The following is a 15,299-nucleotide window of genomic DNA, read 5'->3' as shown; positions in this document are numbered from 1 at the left end:
AAGGCAGAAATGCAAGAACTCTTGCGGCATGTTGGCAAGTGGTGCAGGATCTCCCGTACCTCTGGTGACCAAACAACGAGACGTTCTTGAGAGCAGGAGCCATACGATGCGAAGTCGCAAGCCACTCCTGTGCCTCACACTCATCGCCGCGCTCGCACTCGCGGCGTGCGGAGGCGGAGGCGGAGGCACATCAGGACAGGGAACGGGAGACCTTCTCTCCGAGATCGAGGAGAGTGGGGTCGTCACCATCGGGACGTCCAACGACGCGCCATGGTCGTCGGTGACGAGCGGCCAGGCCGAGGGCATCATCCCGGACCTCATCAGGGAGTACCTCGAGCACAAGGGCATCGACGCGGAGATCCAGTCGATCCCGATGCCCTTCGACAGCCTGATCCCGGCCCTCACCAGCGGTCGGATCCAGGTCATGGGCGACGCCATGTACCGCACTCCGGAGCGCGAGGAGCAGGTCGCCTTCACGGACGTCCTTTTCTACAACACCGAAGGCCTGGCCGTGGCCAAGGGAAATCCGCTGGGCATCCAAGACCTCGCTGACCTGTGCGGCCACACGGGCGCCACCTACAAGGGCACCGTCTGGGTCGACAGCCTGGATCAGGCGAGCGCGGCGTGTCCCGACGGACAGGAGATTGAGGTGAACGTGTACAACACGATCTATGAGGCGTTCCAGGACATCCAGACCGGCCGTGTCCAAGGTGTTCTCGCGGACGCCTCGATCGCGGTCCTGGCGATCGAACAGAACCCCAATCTCAACATGGAACTCTCGACGGGCTATGCCCCAGCCAACAAGCAGGACAGCGACAACGCTCTCGCGGTGACCCTGCAGAACAGCGCATTTGTCGACGACTTCAGCGCGGTCTTCGAAGAGATGAAGGCCGACGGATCCGTCGCGAGAATTTTTGAGAATGCGGGCCTGAGCCCGGCCGGCACCTGGCTGGAGCCGTGACTCAGTGAGGCCCGCGGACCCCGCATACCTCGAAGCGGACCTGCGGTTCCTGAGTTTCGACGTGCGCCCGGACCCTGTCCGCCGAGCCCACGGACGGCCCACCGCGCGGCACATCGCGCAGGACTACCTCCGCGACGGGCCGGAACGGTTCCTCGCCGAGCTACGCCCGAATTTAGCCCTCTATCTCCGGGGCGATCTGGACTTGTGCGATGCCGCCATTGTGCCGGGGGACCGCGACCCCTGAGTCGGGTGGCCTCGACTACGAGCACCTGCCAGACGTTCTCGCGGCCGTCTCGCGGAACCTCGGTGTCAGTGGCCTCGCGGACGCGGGAGCTTCGCGTCCCTCAACCCACCGAATTCACTCAAGGGATGACATGACCCTGGACATGACCAAGGAGTGGCTGCCGCGGCTGCTCGACGGGATGAAGTTCACTGTCGAGATCACCATTGGCGCGTTCATCCTCGCCATGCTGCTCGGTCTCGTCATCGCGATGATGAGGCTCAACCGGCGGCGGTGGTACCTCTACGTGCCGGCGACGATCTACGTCGAGGTCCTGCGCGGTACCCCCCTGATTCTTCAGCTGTTCTACGTGTACTTCGCCCTGCCCTCGATGGGGATCCGGCTCTCCCCGCTCACCGCGGCGATCCTCGGTCTCGGCGTCAATACGAGTGCGTATCTGAGCGAGATATTCCGCGGATCTATCCGCTCAGTCGACCGGGGACAGTGGGAAGCCGGCGCGGCCCTGGCCATGGGCTGGCCGACGATGATGCGCTCGGTGATCCTGCCACAGGCGATGCGAATAGCCCTGCCGCCAACGGGCAACTACGCCGTCTCCCTGTTCAAGGACAGCGCCCTCGCGTCGACCGTGTCCGTGGCGGAGCTCATGTTCACCGGACAGATGATCGGTTCTGAGACGTTCCGCTACATGGAGGTCTACGCCACGATCGGCCTCCTCTATCTCGCGGTCAGCTACCCGACGAGCCTGCTGCTTCGTCGCCTCGAGACCCGTCTCGACCTCAACCGGCCGCACCCCCGCAAGAAACGCTCAGTGCCCGCACCTGTCGAGGCGGAGAAGGAGCCTTTCACGTGACCGCCACCGAACAGCTCACCAAAGCCACCAGCCGACCCCTCATCCGTATCGAAGGAATTCACCGGACCTTCGGCGAAACTCCGGTGCTCCGTGGCGTCGACCTCGACGTCGCCGAAGGTGAAGTCGCCGTCATCATCGGACCCAGCGGGTCGGGCAAGACCACGCTGATCCGGACGATCAACGCCCTGGAGACCATCGACTCCGGGCGTATCACAATCGACGGGACCATCATCCAGGACGCGACGAACGGCCGGCATCGGATGAACACCAAGGCCGTTCGACTGGCCCGACTCGAACTCGGGATGGTGTTCCAGAGATTCAACCTGTTCCCCCACCTCACCGCCTTCGAGAACGTGATGACGGCGCCGGTTCGCGTCCGGAAGATACCGAAGGACGAGGCACGCCAGCGTGCCCTGCGACTCCTCACCCGGATGGGCCTCGCGGACCGAGTGGACAACCGCCCCCACGAGCTGTCCGGCGGCCAGCAACAGCGCGTCGCGATCGCCCGTGCCCTGGCGATGGAGCCCAAGGCCATGCTCTTCGACGAGGTGACCTCCGCCCTGGACCCCGAGCTCGTGGGCGAAGTCCTCAAGGTGATGCGAGACCTCGCCGAGTCAGGCATGACGATGATCATCGTCACCCATGAAATGCGCTTCGCCGCCAAGGTAGCCGACCGCGTCATCGTCATGGACCAGGGGAGGATCCTCGAACAAGGCACCCCCGAGGTGATCTTCAACGAACCGTCCCACGCCCGCACCGAGCAGTTCCTTCGCGCCGTCATCAGCCCTGCGGAGGACTGATCCTTTCGGGACTTTCAAACGTTGATGGGCCGTTTGACGTCGGTAGGCGAAGCTGCTGTCGCGGACGATGACCGGCACACCGAGCATGGCGGGCGGGGCGACCAGATTCCGTTCGATGGCGTCCTTCGTCGCCCTCGTTCCGGCGCCGGCGGGCACGTAATCCACCCACCGGTTTGCTCCATTTGAACGGACCTCTCCCGCGCCTGCTGAAGACCTCATCCCTGCTGGTCAGGACGCTCTCGTGTTCGCGAGCGGGAGCCGTCCGCGGCCCGCCGCGTTGCGGTGCACCGCACCAGACCTATGCAGAACGCCACGTCGGTGATCAGGAACGGACGCCTCACACTGGTGGGTCACACGGTGCGGATGACTACGGCAGGTTTGATGTTCTGAGCGTCGGCGAGGGCGTGGATGCCGTCGGGGTCGGAGGTCCAGACGATCGCGCTGAGGGTGGCGGCCATGACGATGACCGTGGCAGCCACGACGTCGGCGGTCTTGGCCTTGCCGCACAAAACGCCTGCCGCCTTGGCGACTTCCAGGCCGACGGGCTCGACGCGGCAGCTGGTCAGAAGTCTGCCCAGGCGCACCTGGCGGCGGGCGTCCCGCCAAGCCTGGCCGACGACAACGGCCGGAATGTAGATGTCGCGGCCGTCATCGAGGGCCAACTGGTGTCGCGCCCACATGCGCCGGTCGTTGTTGTCGATGGCGATCAGCGCGCCCGTGTCGTACAGATAGGGGATGCTCACGCGGCGACGGCTCCCCCACCGCCCAGGAACTCGGCATCGGCAGCCGCCATCTCCGCGCGGGCGGCAGCCAGCTCCTCGGGGGTGAAGGCACCGTGTTCCGCCTGCCACTCCTGCACCATGGCGCGACCGGCGCGCAGCCGCAGCTCACGCTCGGCGGCACTGGCGATCAGGCGCGAGAGCGGCATACCTGACTCCTGAGCGGCGGTGGCCATCGCCTCGACGAGCGACTCGTCCAGCGTGATCGTTACCTTCTTGCTTGCCATACAAACACCATATCAAGGTATGGCAGCCGCGTGACGTCGATCTCTATTGAGGGCTGCACATCCTGAAAAGGGCAGCTCAAAGTGGCTGGCGTGGACGACCGTCGGCGTACTCGCCCTGGTCGGCGGCGGTAGTCCACGCCGTAGCTCATCCGACAGGCTGGTATGGACAGTGCCCGGCTTCGCCCGCAACTCAACCCACCACTTCCTACGATCTGTAGCAGGAACATCACGTCACGGCGATCGGGGAGGCGCCCGGAGTGTTGGAGAGGATCACCGCGCGCCGCGCCGAACTGGACGCGCTGGCCGACAAGCTCGCCGAGCTTGCGAGAAGTGATCGCAACCTGTAGGTTGCCATCGATGGCAACCTACAGGTTGCTATAGGAAGGTAGCAATGGTTTCGGACACGATCGAGCGGGTGGTGGTGCTGCGGCACCCCATCGAGCGGGTGTGGGCCACGCTGACCACCGCCGAAGGGCTGTCAGGATGGTTCGGCTCGGTGGCTGAGATTGATCTGCGCCCCGGTGGGCGGGCGTTCTTCCGGTGGGACGACCTGGACGATGAATCGACCGCCACGATCACAGTCGTTGACCCGCCCTACCGATTCGCCTTCAGATGGGCAATGGAGGGCTTGCCGCAAGACAGCGCACCCCAGACGTTGGTGGAGTTCACCCTGGAGCCTGTGACCGAGGGCACCCGGCTACGCCTGGTGGAGAGCGGGTTCGCCCAAGCCGCCGTCGACATGGCTCGATCCGCACACAAGACCAACAGCCAGGGGTGGGACGCGAAACTCGCCGACCTTGAGACCTACCTCGATGCGGCCGCCTGACCCAGACTGGCAGGCCGTTGCGGTGTTCGCGGCGCTGACCGATCCGATCCGGAGAGCACTGCTGGACGAGCTGGCTCGTGCTGGGCCGGCCACGGTGACCGAGTTGGCGCGGCGGCTGCCCGTTAGTCGGCAGGCGGTGGCCAAGCACCTCGGCCAGCTCGCCGAGGCGGGCTTGATCAGCCCCGGCGAACCAACCGGCCGCCGTCACCCTTACCGGCTGGAACCGGCCGCCATTCGCACCGCCCAGGTGTGGCTGGCCACGCTCGCCAATCGGTGGGACGACCGACTGGCCGCGCTGGAACATGCACTGGACGCCACCAACACCAACGATGGAGACGCTCAATGAACGAGCCGAGATTCACCGCCGGTCTGAACATCGCCATGAAGATTCCCAAGGCACAGTACGACGCCACTGTGGCGTTCTACCGAGACACCCTGAGCTTCGATGTCAACGAAGACGACGTCTCCTACGCGCCGACCGTCTCCAGAACCCACTCGGTGCGGTTCGGCCCCAACACCCTGTGGCTGGACTGCGTCGACAACTACAGCCAGCCCGACCTGTGGCTCCAGATCCACACCGATGATCTCGACGCCGCCACCGACAAACTCGCCGGCATCGGCATCCGGCCATGTGACGAGGTCGAACCTCTAGAAGACCCCGAGTCCAGAACCCACTGGATCAAGAACCCAGCCGGTGTCATTCATCTGCTCGCCGAGACCACCTAACACGAAACGGACCGACCAAGCTCGAAGGATGTCCGCGCCCCTTCCCGATCGACGGTCGTGTGGCCGGAGGCTGCCCGCTAAACGGTGTAAACGGCCCCGGAGTTCGCACATCCCCGCAGGTCATAGCGCTGTAATCGCCCGACTACCACCGTTCGACGGACAGCCTCTGTGGCCGCCGCCGGCTGCTCCAGGGTCCGGACGAGCGGGAGCGGCGCGTACGGTTGCGCCGATCCGCTCAGGGGTGAGACGTTCCAGCAGGCGTTCGATGACGGCGCTGCCGAGCTGTCCGGTGGCGGCGGTGACCACGATCATGTGTCTGTCCTTCTATGGGGCGGCGAGGTCTGTTACCGGCGCGTGCCGGTGCCGGGCTCGGTGAGCTCGATGATGTTGCCGAGGTTGTCGGCCACGAACGCGATGCGCTGCCCGGCCTCCGGCACCTCCATCGGGCCACCGATCAGTCCCACTCCCTGGGCGGCGAGCGCGGCGACAGCTTCGTCGAGGTTCGCCACGGCGAGGCAGAAGTGGTGCAGGCGCGAGGGGTCCAGGCTCGTGAAGACGCTCTCGGTCGGCGTCTGCCGGGACTGTGCGCCTCCCGCCATCAGCTCGATCCTCACCTCCCCGCGTGCGAGGAAGACGAAGGCAAAGCCGTGGGTCTCGTAGCGCTGCTCGACGGCGAGCCCCAAGTGCCTCGCGTACCAGTCGATGGTGGCGTCCAGGTCGTCTGCGACCACGGAGAGACCGATGTGGTCATGGGAGATGGCGAAGGTCATGAGCTCGAGGCTGGTCGAAGCCGGGTCCTCGGAGAAGGGAGAGCTCTACGGTAGGAAGTCCTGTACCACCCTCCGAGCCGCTCATCGGGGCATACTTGCGACATGGCTGCCGAAGACGGATCGCTCGGCGCGACGCTCCGTGCCTGGCGCGACCGACTCTCGCCCGCGGCCGTCGGGCTCCCCTCCGGATATCCGCGCCGCGCGACCGGACTGCGCCGAGAGGAAGTTGCCGAGCTCGCCGGGATCTCGGTCGACTACGTCACCCGGCTGGAGCAAGGACGAATCACTACCCCCTCCGCCCAGGTCGCCGCTGCTCTGGCCCGCGCCCTACAGCTCACCCATCACGAGAGAGGCCACCTCTACCGGCTCGCGTCGCTGCTCCCGCCCTCCGACACCGACGTCTCCGACCACATTCCCCCGGGCCTCCACCGAGTCCTGAACCGGCTGAACGACACCGCCGTTGCCGTATTCGCAGCCGACTGGGAAATGATCTGGTGGAACCGCAGCTGGGCCGCCCTGGTCGGCGACCCGTCACTGAAGGCCCCCCGACTCCGCAACTTCGCCCGGTACACCTTCCCCAGCAGACACGGAGAACCTCACCTCTCAGACTGGACATCAACCTCGAGCGACCAGGCCAGCGTCGAGGTTGCCGTGGTCTCCGACCTGCGCCGCGCGACCGGGCGCTTTCCCGACAGCAAACGACTACGCCGCCTCGTCCAAGAACTGAGCGAAGCCAACCAGCGCTTCGCCGGGCTATGGTCCTCAGGAACCGTCGGGGCCCATCGAGAAGACCACAAGACCATCAACCACCCCACGGTCGGACCCATCGCCGTCGACTGCGACGTCATCAGCGAGGGAGACGCCGAGCAGAAGATCGTCATTCTCTCCACCGAACCGGGCAGCGAAGACGAATCGAAGATGCGACTAGCCCTCGTCTCCGGAGTCATACCCGCCACCACCTGAAGCCAGGGCTTCGGCGTAGTCGAGTGACACCCGGTTCGTGGCGATCTGTCAGCTCAGCGGTGCCCGGGGAACGTGACAGGCACGGCTTCCAAGATCATGGAGTTCTCGACGCCCCGTGATCCGAGTGGAAGACCGTGCCTGCCGACGCATCATCGCCGATCCCGCCTGCCCCTGACCAGCTACGCGAGCATCCCGAGGTCGCATCCGAGGAGGTGCCGGGCCTGCTGGAGCGGCTGGCCGAGGTGCCGGACCCGCGGGATCCGCGCGGGGTGCACCACCGCTTGGCCGTCGTGCCCGCTCTGACCGCGTGTGCCGTGCTGGCCGGGGCGACCTCGCTGCTGGCGGTCGGCGAGTGGATCGCCGACGCCCCGGCTCACGTGTGGGAACAGGTCGGCGCCCGTCCCGATTCCGCTTGTGCCCGGACGGGTCCTGCCCGCCGAGACAACGGTCCGCCGGCTGCTGGCCCGCATCGACGGTGTACGGGCTGGACCGGGCGGTCGCACACTGGCTCGCGGACCGCCGCCCCAAGGCGACTGGGGTCACCCCGCTGCGCGGCCTCGCGGTGGACGGCAAGAGCCTGCGCGGCGCGGCCAGGGCGAAGGGCCGCAAGATCCACCTGCTCGCCGCACCGGAGCACACCACCGGCCTGGTCCTGGCACAGCTGGACGTCGGCGAGAAGACAGGCGAGATCGCCTGCTTCCAGCCGCTGCTGGACACCATCGACGACCTGGCAGGAACCGTGGTCACCAGCGATGCGCTGCACACCCAGCGCGAGCACGCCGACTACCTCCTGGGCCGCGGAGCCCACTACATCGTGATCCGAGGCGCCCTCCGCACCCGCCCGCCCGCCGAACCGGCCCCTGAGCTCGTCGAAGGTGTCGCCGACCTGAACGCCCACGTTCTGCGCGCGGCCCTGGAACTCGTCTCTGGCCTGGTACATCCCCTGGATCTCGTCTCCGACGAGCGGGAGGAACTTCGCCAGCTGGAACGGCAGATACAGCGCGAGCCAGAGCAGGGCGATAGCCGTGAACACCGTCGCGAAGGACTGCCCGACGGACGGATCGCCGCCGCCGTCGCTGGCCAGCAAACCGGTGGCCAGCGCGATCGTGGTCAGCGTCACGTACTTGCTGGCGATGATCGCGCCCATGACGCCGACCCAGGTGTCAACGATGATCGTCAGTTTTAGACCGCCCCGCGGTACTGCGGTGCCCTCACTCCTTCGGAGACGAGTGTGCCGGAGTCGGTGTGGATGTCGTGGCCGGCTGGCTCAGCAGTTGTTCGATGAGGCGTTCCTTGGCCAGGGCGAGGTGGCGCCGGTAGGTGCCGTAGGGCACCCCCAGTCGCCGGGCGGCGGCCTTGTGGGTACGCAAGGCCGTGATGTAGGTGGCGGTGAGAGCCTCGTGGGCTTTGACGCCCGCGGGGTCGATCTGTATCGCGTCCAGGGCGGTGGTGATGGCACCGCGCAAGTCCGAGGTCGGGTCGGGTGAGCCTGGCGTCACGAGATGGGAGTGAAGCAGGACGCTGGTCGCGAATTCGCGTGGGGTGTGCCAGGTGCACAGCGCCTCGAGCACGCCTTCCTCGAACACGGCGCGCGGCAGCTGGTCGCCTGGGCCACTCGTGGATGCGGGTGCGGGCCATGTTGCTACGGGCGTGACCGCCGTGCGAGCCCGGCTTTGCGCCCACTGTTCCACTGGTTGCCGTCGCCAGTCCCGGCCGAAGACGTGCTGTCGCAGGCCGCCGACATCCACGGCCGCGACCTCCGGCATCCCGGCCTCGGCGAGGTAGCGTCCCCACCGGTCGGCGTCTTCGAAAACGGTGAAGGTCACCGCGCGTCCGTGGGTCCTCATCTCCTCGGCGATGGTGCGCCGGCTGATGAGTTCCATCAGGGGTGAGGGCCGCTGGTGCCCGCCGGGTTGCACCGCGAAGCGGCGGATGCCCAGGTGCTCGCCTGGTCCCAGGGGAGCGGCCGCCTCCACGAGGTCCCAGACTGCTGCGATCACCGGGTCCTCGGCGCGGTCCTCGGGCAGCGGTGCGTCCAGCCGCAGGATGGCCATGAACGACACAGGTGCGGAGGAGCCCGCGTAGCGGTGGACGCGGAAGGCCTCCGGCTGGCGCCGCAGCCAGTGTGCGACCGCGGCTGCCGATGCCGAGCCCTCGGTCTCCTCGGCCATGCGCAGCACGCCGGGCACGTCTTCGGAGCGGAGAGGAGTGTCCTCGATATGGGGGTGCGTCCGGTAGTTGTACAGGTTGTCCGGGCCGTCCTGGCCGCGGAAGAGGAACATCCATTCCGCGACTCGCAAGAGCGCGTCGTCGGCGGTGGCGGAGCGTACGGCGTGCAGACCGGCGAGGGAGATGCGCAGGCGGACGTCGTCGTAGCGCTCGGGGTCTCGCCAGCGCAGGTCGGCCTCGAGGGTGGCCCGCACCGCGTCGTGCGGGTGCAGCCCTTCGGGCGTGGCCTCGATGTAGGGCAGCTGGCGCAGCCAGGGGAACACCGTATTGGTGTCCTGGTCACCCAGTACTTTGCGGAGCAGGGGCTCGCGGGTGACGTAGGCCTGCGCGACGACTTCGAGGGCGCGTCGGTGGACGGCGCTGGGCAGATCGCCGACCAGCCGCTCGACCAGGGTCGTCAGGATGTCGCCGGTGGGGTACCACGGTGTGCCGGGCGCCGCGGCGGGCACGGAGGCGGCCAGCGAGAGGACGAGCGGGCTGCCTCCGGCGAAGGCGACGAAGGCGCCGCGCTGCTCGGCGGGGACACCCCGGGCGGCGAGCAGGGCGTGGGACTGGGCGGCGTCGAGCGGCCGCACGGCCAGTGCGGTGAACAGTTGCGCCCATCCGGGGTCCAGCGACCATTCGGCGTCGGGGGCGACTCTGCTGGCCACAACGACGATCGCATGGTCGGCGAGCCGCAGCAGGAAGGTGTCGCGCAGCCACGCCTCCAGTGGCTGACACTGCTCGAAGGTGTCGATGAGCAGCACCGTGCCGGGTTCGGTGCACGCCGGGGCGGCGACCTCCTCGAGTCGGCGCGGATCGGCGTCGAGGAACCGTCCATCCACGTGCACCACGCGGCGGCCGGTGAGCTCGGCCTGCCAGGCGGCGTAGCGCACCAGCGAGGACTTGCCGATGCCGCCGGGGCCGTGCAGGTAGGCCACGAGCGGAGCGTGCGCCGCGCCCGACAGCATCAGGTCGAGCACCGCCCGCTCCGGTTCCCTGCCCACCAGCGCTCCGGCTCGTGCCGCGGCCAGTCGGCCCGCCAGTCTCGCCGCTTCCAATCCGGGCTCCTTTCGTCAGTCCTGTCCTGCCGTCGAAGATCGGATTGCTGGAGCGCTTTCGACGCGGGTAGGACCGGGCACGGGGGAGCACGACGGGACGGAGAGTGCTGCTCGCATGTGTGCAGCACCGACTCGACGTCGTCCGGTTGCTATGCGACGGTCCCTGTCCTCGGCGTGGCTCGCCGGTTCTTCCCACTGGCCCCACGTTGATGAGCGGGACGTGTCGTTGTCCCTTCTGCGTGGCCTGGGTCGAGTGCTTATGCTCCGCCTTTACGGCGGCGAGGCGCGGCCGAGCGAGACGGCATTAAGCGCATGTGGTCGCGCACCGGCGCCAGCAGGCCGGCGAGAGCCTTGACGTCGTCGCGCGAAAGCGGCTCGAACAGCAGGCCGCTGACTACCTCAACGTGACCCGGCAGCACCTTCGCAAGCAGCGCACGCCCGGCATCGGTGATGGTGACGGTGATGCTCCGCTCGTCGTCGGGCGAGGGAGCGCGGACGACCAGGCCCTCCTTCTGGAGCAGACCTACCTGGTATGTCAGGCCGCTGCGGCTGTAGACGACGCCGTCGGCCAGGTCGGTCATGCGGTGGCTGCCCGTCGGCGAGTCCCCGAGGCGGGCCAGCAGCTGGAACTGCACATAGCTGAGATCGCCGGCCTCGCGCAGCTGCTGCTCGACGGCATGCCGAAGCAGGCTGGTCACCTCGACGAGGTGGAAGTAGGCGCCGAGCTGCACGGGGTCGAGCGACGGCGGTGAATCAGGCATGACCGAAGTCTACTGCTTCGAATTCGAAGCGTGTGGGGTGCCGGCTTCCAGTTACCGCAGGCGGCGCTGGAACTGAACTTCTCCGCGTGTTTCGATGCCATCCCGGCTGGGTGTATTGAGCCGGAGGCGAGGGTCTCACGGGTCTGATGTCGTGACCTCGTGCGCGCACGGTGTGGGCAGTGTTGGGCCCGGCTGAGCACCGCAGAACATGGAGATCGGGCAGTGGTGCGGCGCAGGGTTGCGAGCAGAAGGACGGCGCCGCCGCCCACAGATGTCGAGGACCGGCCATGAACTTCCCTACCTCGCGCACCGTCGTCCTCGGCCCTCCCGGTGACGGCACGGCAGCCCGGCCGCGAGGAGGAGGAAGCCATGAACACGATGCCGGGATGAGCACCGCCGCGTGGAGCCCGGTGTCTCTGGCCGTCCTGTGCGCCGGCGTCGGCTACGGGCACCCGACCCGCTTGCTCGCGGACTGGGTCGCGGAGGCCGTGTGCCGGTCACTCGCGGCCGGTCGTGCGCGCGCCGAGGTGGAGGTGCTGGAACTGCACCGGCTGGCGGTTGACCTCGCCCAGCACTCCACCCACGACCGCGTCAGCCTCGACCTGCGGGAGGCGATCGCGGCGGTCGTGGCGGCCGACGGGCTCGTGGTGGCGACCCCGGTGCTCGCCGCCTCCCCGAGCGAGGTTTTCGACTCGTTCTTCGCCGCCCTCGGGGACAAAGTCCTCTCCGGCATGCCGGTGCTGCTGGCGCTCAACAGCGGCTCCCGATGGCAGCCACCCGACCTCGCGCAGGTGCTACGCAGGCGGCTGACCAGCGTGCACGCCGACCCCGTGCCCACGATCGTCGTCGCCGACCCCGCCGACTGGCCGGCCACGGCTCACAGCGACGCGGCACGGCTGCGCACCCGCATCGACCAAGCCGCCGCCGAACTCGCCGTGGCGATGCGCTCGCACCGGCAGTGACCGACACCACTTGCTTCGAATTCGAAGCAGAGGTACCATCGTCACAGGTGCTTCGAATTCGAAGCAACTTCCATCGCAGTGAAGGTGAGAACCGAAATGAAGGCAGTGCGTTTCCACGAGTACGGCGACCCCGACATCCTGCGCTACGAGGACGTGGAGCAGCCCGTCCCCGGGGCCGGGCAGGTCCGGATCCGCGTCGCCGCGACGTCGTTCAACTCCGTCGACGGCAACATCCGCGGCGGCTTCATGCGCGGCCCCATCCCGGTGGTGCTGCCGCACACTCCCGGCATAGACGTCGCCGGCACCATCGACGCGCTGGGCGAGGGCGTGGACGGCATCGCGGTCGGTGACGACGTCATCGGCTTCCTGCCGATGGACGGGACCGGCGCTGCCGCGGAGTACGTCCTCGCGCCGGCCGAGGTCCTGACACCGGCACCCAAAAGCGTTCCCCTGCCCGACGCCGCCGCCCTGCCGCTCGTGGGCCTCACCGCGTGGCAGGCGCTGTTCGACCACGGCAAGCTGACGGCCGGGCAACGCGTGCTGATCAACGGCGCCGGCGGAGCGGTCGGCGGCTACGCCGTGCAGCTGGCCAAGGGAGCCGGGGCCCACGTGATCGCCACGGCCAGCCCGCGCAGCAGCGAGGCGGTCACGTCGGCCGGAGCCGATGAGGTCATCGACCACACCACCACCGGCGTGAGCGCGGCGGTGACCGAGCCGGTCGACATCGTGCTCAACCTCGCGCCGGTCGACCCGGCCGAGCTGGCAGCGCTCGTCACACTCGTCCGTCCGGGCGGGGTCGTGGTGAACACGACGGTATGGATGCCCGCGCCCTCCGACCAGGAGCGCGGTGTGCGCGGCATCGACCTGTTCGTCCGCAGCGACGCCGACCAGCTGTCGCAGCTGGTAGCGCTGATCGACCGCGGCGAGCTACGCGTCGACGTCGCCGAGCGGGTGCCGCTGGCCGAGCTGCCGGCGCTCCACGCCCGGGCCGCCGAAGGCACGGTGCACGGCAAGGTCATCGTCGTCCCGCCCGCCGCCTGACGCCGATCCTCCACCGAAAGGAAAAGGCCATGGCACTCAGTCTGGATCCCGAAATCGCCCAGGCGCTGGTGCCCATGGCCGGTGCGATGGCGGACGCCACACCACCGGCCGTGGGGGACATCGCGGCGCGGCGCGCCCTGTGGGAGCCGATCATCGGCGCCGCGGGAACGGCCCAGCCGGTTCCGGCCGACGTCAAGACCAGCGAGCACTACGCGACCGCCGACGACGGCGCGCGGATCACCATGCGCTGGTACACCAAGGACGGCGCGGCGCCGGGCCCGGCCGTGCTGTTCTTCCACGGCGGCGGATACATCTTCGGCCACATCGACCTGTTCGACGGGCCGCTCGCCCGCTACGTCTCCGCCAGCGGCGTGCCGATGCTGTCAGTCGAGTACCGCCGCGCCCCCGAGCACCCCTTCCCGACACCGCTCGAGGACGCCTACACCTCACTGCGCTGGCTGCACGAACACGCCGCCGAACTCGGCGTCGACCCCGACCGGATCGGCGTCATGGGCGACAGCGCCGGAGGCGGCATCGCCGCAGCCGTGTCGATCCTCGCCCGCGAGCGCGGCGGCCCGAAGATCGCCCGCCAGGTCCTCATCATGCCGATGCTCGACGACCGCACCACCACCCCCGATCGACACATCGCGCCCTACCTGCTGTGGTCCTACGACGACAGCCTCACCGCATGGCCGGCCCTGCTCGGCGAGGCCGCCGGCGGGCCCGACGTCCCGGCCACGGCGGCCCCGGCCCGGCTCGAGGACGCGACCGGCCTGCCGCCGGCCTACATCGAGGTCGGCCAGCTCGACGTCTTCCGCGACGAAGACACCGCCTACGCCACCAAACTCAGCCGCGCCGGCGTGCCGGTCGAATTCCACCTGCACCCCGGAGCCCCGCACGAGTTCGACTCCATCGCCTTCACCTCCGACGTCGCCCGCCGCGCCATCGCCGACCGCATCCGCGTCCTCAAGTCGATCTGAGCCGGCACCGAGCGCGCTCACCCCGTGCCGCAGGAGGGGTATGCAAGCGCTCCACACAGGTGGCCCCTCGCCCCGTTGCCCGCCGCGATGGGGCCCCTCGGACACCGGCAAGAACCCACTGAAGCACCGCGCGGCCGGGCCGGACTCCCACTTCGGGCAGCACGCGCATCGACGGCCGGGAGACTCCCGGACTGCATGAGACCCGCCCGGCGCCTGATCCTCACCTGACTGACCTTTGAAGGAGACGATTCCGATGATCCCCAACGACGACCCGTCCCGCTCGCTGACCGTGGCGGACCCCGACGACCCCGGCACGACGTACATCTCTCTGGTGGGCAACACGTACGCCATGCTGGTCACCGGCGAGCAGACCAACGGCCGGTACTGCCTGATCGACATGCGCGTCCCCGACGGCGGCGGCCCGCCGCCGCACCGGCACGACTTCGAGGAGATGTTCACGATCCTCGAGGGCGAGATCGAGTTCACCTTCCGCGGCGAGAAGCACCTCGTACGGGCCGGGTCCACGATCAACATCCCGGCCAACGCCCCGCACAACTTCCGCAACGCTTCGGGTGCGCCGGCCCGCATGCTGTGCATGTGCACCCCCGCCGGCCAGGACGAGTACTTCACGCGCATCGGCGATGTCGTCGCGGGCAAGGACGCGCCGCCGCCAAAACTGTCGGAGAACGAGCTCGCGGAGCGCCGCCGCCGCGCGGCTGAATTGGCCTCGACCTACCGGAGCGAGTTCCTGTGACTCGCAGGGCCGGCAAGCCCGGCACCGGTCGACAGGGTGAGGTTCCCCGCTGAGCTGGACAGCCAGGACGAGATCGTTCGGGTCCATCGCCTACACCCCCGACCAACAGTTCCTGGCTCAACCATATCGAGGCCCAGTTCACCGCCCGGTTCTCCCGGTTGAAGCGCCTTCAAAAGGCGGCTCCTTCTGGACTTTTTCTAGACCGTGACGACGATCTTCTTCCCGGCGTGGAGCCTCTTCTCGAGATGGCGGTGTGCCTCTGAGAGGGCGGTTCGTGTGTTTTTAGGCAGTTCTGTCGTCACCTGAGGGTGTGGGCGTGGGCGGGAATCCGCTGATCCGGGCCGGGTGGTCTGTTGGGGTGGCGGGGTGAGTGAACGCAGGCCGTACCC

At 68.1% G+C, this 15,299-nt stretch carries 17 protein-coding genes and 1 pseudogene; 13 read left to right on the top strand and 5 right to left on the bottom strand.

Features of this window, described 5'->3' with window-relative positions; genetic code table 11:
* Positions 1 to 106: 106 nt before the first annotated feature.
* The 3 genes from ACTWQH_RS20420 (at position 107) to ACTWQH_RS20410 (ending at position 2,852) form a co-directional block, all read left to right on the top strand.
* Positions 107 to 961 (top strand): substrate-binding periplasmic protein, encoded by an 855-nt coding sequence (locus tag ACTWQH_RS20420; RefSeq protein ID WP_443288081.1) that lies wholly within the window; start codon positions 107 to 109, stop codon positions 959 to 961.
* 374 nt (positions 962 to 1,335) lie between these two features.
* The gene (locus tag ACTWQH_RS20415) at positions 1,336 to 2,052 is read left to right on the top strand and encodes an amino acid ABC transporter permease (RefSeq protein WP_443288080.1); all 717 of its coding nucleotides are present in this window, start codon (positions 1,336 to 1,338) and stop codon (positions 2,050 to 2,052) included.
* A complete protein-coding gene (locus tag ACTWQH_RS20410) occupies positions 2,049 to 2,852 on the top strand; it encodes an amino acid ABC transporter ATP-binding protein (RefSeq protein ID WP_443288079.1) in 804 nt (267 codons plus the stop codon). The genes ACTWQH_RS20415 and ACTWQH_RS20410 overlap by 4 nt, the downstream gene beginning before the upstream one ends.
* Before the next feature lie 350 nt (positions 2,853 to 3,202).
* Here the strand turns inward: ACTWQH_RS20410 and ACTWQH_RS20405 are convergent, their stop codons facing one another.
* Positions 3,203 to 3,595 carry a twitching motility protein PilT gene (locus tag ACTWQH_RS20405; RefSeq protein ID WP_443288078.1) on the bottom strand — a complete coding sequence of 131 codons (393 nt, stop codon included), beginning with the start codon at positions 3,593 to 3,595 and terminating at the stop codon, positions 3,203 to 3,205.
* Entirely contained in the window at positions 3,592 to 3,858 is a 267-nt protein-coding gene (locus tag ACTWQH_RS20400) for a hypothetical protein (protein ID WP_443288077.1), read from the bottom strand. The genes ACTWQH_RS20405 and ACTWQH_RS20400 overlap by 4 nt, the downstream gene beginning before the upstream one ends.
* A gap of 391 nt (positions 3,859 to 4,249) precedes the next feature.
* On the opposite strand from ACTWQH_RS20400, the gene ACTWQH_RS20395 reads away from it, so the two are divergent.
* Genes ACTWQH_RS20395 through ACTWQH_RS20385 form a run of 3 tightly spaced genes read left to right on the top strand, consistent with a single transcriptional unit; the run spans position 4,250 to position 5,410 of the window.
* The gene (locus ACTWQH_RS20395) at positions 4,250 to 4,684 is read left to right on the top strand and encodes an SRPBCC domain-containing protein (protein WP_443288076.1); all 435 of its coding nucleotides are present in this window, start codon (positions 4,250 to 4,252) and stop codon (positions 4,682 to 4,684) included.
* 22 nt (positions 4,685 to 4,706) lie between these two features.
* Positions 4,707 to 5,030 carry an ArsR/SmtB family transcription factor gene (locus ACTWQH_RS20390; protein WP_443288074.1) on the top strand — a complete coding sequence of 108 codons (324 nt, stop codon included), beginning with the start codon at positions 4,707 to 4,709 and terminating at the stop codon, positions 5,028 to 5,030.
* A complete protein-coding gene (locus tag ACTWQH_RS20385; RefSeq protein WP_443288073.1) occupies positions 5,027 to 5,410 on the top strand; it encodes a VOC family protein in 384 nt (127 codons plus the stop codon). Before ACTWQH_RS20390 ends, ACTWQH_RS20385 begins: the two co-directional genes overlap by 4 nt.
* Before the next feature lie 344 nt (positions 5,411 to 5,754).
* On the opposite strand, the gene ACTWQH_RS20380 is transcribed toward ACTWQH_RS20385, so the two are convergent.
* Positions 5,755 to 6,180 (bottom strand): VOC family protein, encoded by a 426-nt coding sequence (locus tag ACTWQH_RS20380; protein ID WP_443288072.1) that lies wholly within the window; start codon positions 6,178 to 6,180, stop codon positions 5,755 to 5,757.
* Between the two features lie 102 nt (positions 6,181 to 6,282).
* Here ACTWQH_RS20380 and ACTWQH_RS20375 point away from each other — a divergent pair, with 102 nt between their 5' ends.
* From ACTWQH_RS20375 to ACTWQH_RS20365, 3 genes and pseudogenes are all read left to right on the top strand, one after another.
* Positions 6,283 to 7,143 (top strand): helix-turn-helix transcriptional regulator, encoded by an 861-nt coding sequence (locus tag ACTWQH_RS20375; RefSeq protein ID WP_443288071.1) that lies wholly within the window; start codon positions 6,283 to 6,285, stop codon positions 7,141 to 7,143.
* Between the two features lie 134 nt (positions 7,144 to 7,277).
* Positions 7,278 to 7,475 (top strand): annotated as a pseudogene (locus ACTWQH_RS20370) (transposase family protein); the annotation flags it as partial.
* Positions 7,476 to 7,618: 143 nt separating this feature from the next.
* On the top strand, positions 7,619 to 8,329 hold the full coding sequence (locus tag ACTWQH_RS20365; RefSeq protein ID WP_443288070.1) for a transposase: 711 nt from the start codon (positions 7,619 to 7,621) through the stop codon (positions 8,327 to 8,329).
* A 25-nt stretch (positions 8,330 to 8,354) separates the two neighbouring features.
* Here the strand turns inward: ACTWQH_RS20365 and ACTWQH_RS20360 are convergent, their stop codons facing one another.
* Positions 8,355 to 10,412: an ATP-binding protein gene (locus ACTWQH_RS20360; RefSeq protein ID WP_443288069.1), complete on the bottom strand. Its 2,058-nt coding sequence runs from the start codon at positions 10,410 to 10,412 to the stop codon at positions 8,355 to 8,357.
* Positions 10,413 to 10,669: 257 nt separating this feature from the next.
* Positions 10,670 to 11,173, bottom strand: a complete 504-nt coding sequence (locus tag ACTWQH_RS20355; protein ID WP_443288068.1) for a MarR family winged helix-turn-helix transcriptional regulator — start codon at positions 11,171 to 11,173, stop codon at positions 10,670 to 10,672.
* 386 nt (positions 11,174 to 11,559) lie between these two features.
* Here ACTWQH_RS20355 and ACTWQH_RS20350 point away from each other — a divergent pair, with 386 nt between their 5' ends.
* The 4 genes from ACTWQH_RS20350 to ACTWQH_RS20335 all read left to right on the top strand — a co-directional run bounded on the left by ACTWQH_RS20350 (position 11,560) and on the right by ACTWQH_RS20335 (position 14,910).
* On the top strand, positions 11,560 to 12,135 hold the full coding sequence (locus ACTWQH_RS20350; protein WP_443288067.1) for an NAD(P)H-dependent oxidoreductase: 576 nt from the start codon (positions 11,560 to 11,562) through the stop codon (positions 12,133 to 12,135).
* Between the two features lie 96 nt (positions 12,136 to 12,231).
* A complete protein-coding gene (locus ACTWQH_RS20345) occupies positions 12,232 to 13,176 on the top strand; it encodes an NADP-dependent oxidoreductase (RefSeq protein ID WP_443288066.1) in 945 nt (314 codons plus the stop codon).
* Between the two features lie 29 nt (positions 13,177 to 13,205).
* On the top strand, positions 13,206 to 14,156 hold the full coding sequence (locus tag ACTWQH_RS20340; protein ID WP_443288065.1) for an alpha/beta hydrolase: 951 nt from the start codon (positions 13,206 to 13,208) through the stop codon (positions 14,154 to 14,156).
* A 253-nt stretch (positions 14,157 to 14,409) separates the two neighbouring features.
* Positions 14,410 to 14,910 (top strand): cupin domain-containing protein, encoded by a 501-nt coding sequence (locus tag ACTWQH_RS20335; protein WP_443288064.1) that lies wholly within the window; start codon positions 14,410 to 14,412, stop codon positions 14,908 to 14,910.
* Positions 14,911 to 15,299: the final 389 nt, after the last annotated feature.

The sequence above is a fragment of the Streptomyces sp. 6N223 genome, assembly GCF_052246635.1.
Classification (GTDB): Bacteria; Actinomycetota; Actinomycetes; order Streptomycetales; family Streptomycetaceae; genus Streptomyces.
This window is presented reverse-complemented; position numbering and strand designations above follow the sequence as displayed.

What these genes read in the sequence shown, in the direction of transcription:
- ACTWQH_RS20345 (WP_443288066.1), top strand. Translation starts at nt 12,232, where the DNA reads ATGAAGGCAGTGCGTTTCCACGAGTACGGCGACCCCGACATCCTGCGC.
- ACTWQH_RS20340 (WP_443288065.1), top strand. Translation starts at nt 13,206, where the DNA reads ATGGCACTCAGTCTGGATCCCGAAATCGCCCAGGCGCTGGTGCCCATG.
- ACTWQH_RS20350 (WP_443288067.1), top strand. Translation starts at nt 11,560, where the DNA reads ATGAGCACCGCCGCGTGGAGCCCGGTGTCTCTGGCCGTCCTGTGCGCC.
- ACTWQH_RS20355 (WP_443288068.1), bottom strand. Translation starts at nt 11,173, where the DNA reads ATGCCTGATTCACCGCCGTCGCTCGACCCCGTGCAGCTCGGCGCCTAC.
- ACTWQH_RS20385 (WP_443288073.1), top strand. Translation starts at nt 5,027, where the DNA reads ATGAACGAGCCGAGATTCACCGCCGGTCTGAACATCGCCATGAAGATT.
- ACTWQH_RS20415 (WP_443288080.1), top strand. Translation starts at nt 1,336, where the DNA reads ATGACCCTGGACATGACCAAGGAGTGGCTGCCGCGGCTGCTCGACGGG.
- ACTWQH_RS20375 (WP_443288071.1), top strand. Translation starts at nt 6,283, where the DNA reads ATGGCTGCCGAAGACGGATCGCTCGGCGCGACGCTCCGTGCCTGGCGC.
- ACTWQH_RS20395 (WP_443288076.1), top strand. Translation starts at nt 4,250, where the DNA reads ATGGTTTCGGACACGATCGAGCGGGTGGTGGTGCTGCGGCACCCCATC.
- ACTWQH_RS20420 (WP_443288081.1), top strand. Translation starts at nt 107, where the DNA reads ATGCGAAGTCGCAAGCCACTCCTGTGCCTCACACTCATCGCCGCGCTC.
- ACTWQH_RS20400 (WP_443288077.1), bottom strand. Translation starts at nt 3,858, where the DNA reads ATGGCAAGCAAGAAGGTAACGATCACGCTGGACGAGTCGCTCGTCGAG.
- ACTWQH_RS20380 (WP_443288072.1), bottom strand. Translation starts at nt 6,180, where the DNA reads ATGACCTTCGCCATCTCCCATGACCACATCGGTCTCTCCGTGGTCGCA.
- ACTWQH_RS20335 (WP_443288064.1), top strand. Translation starts at nt 14,410, where the DNA reads ATGATCCCCAACGACGACCCGTCCCGCTCGCTGACCGTGGCGGACCCC.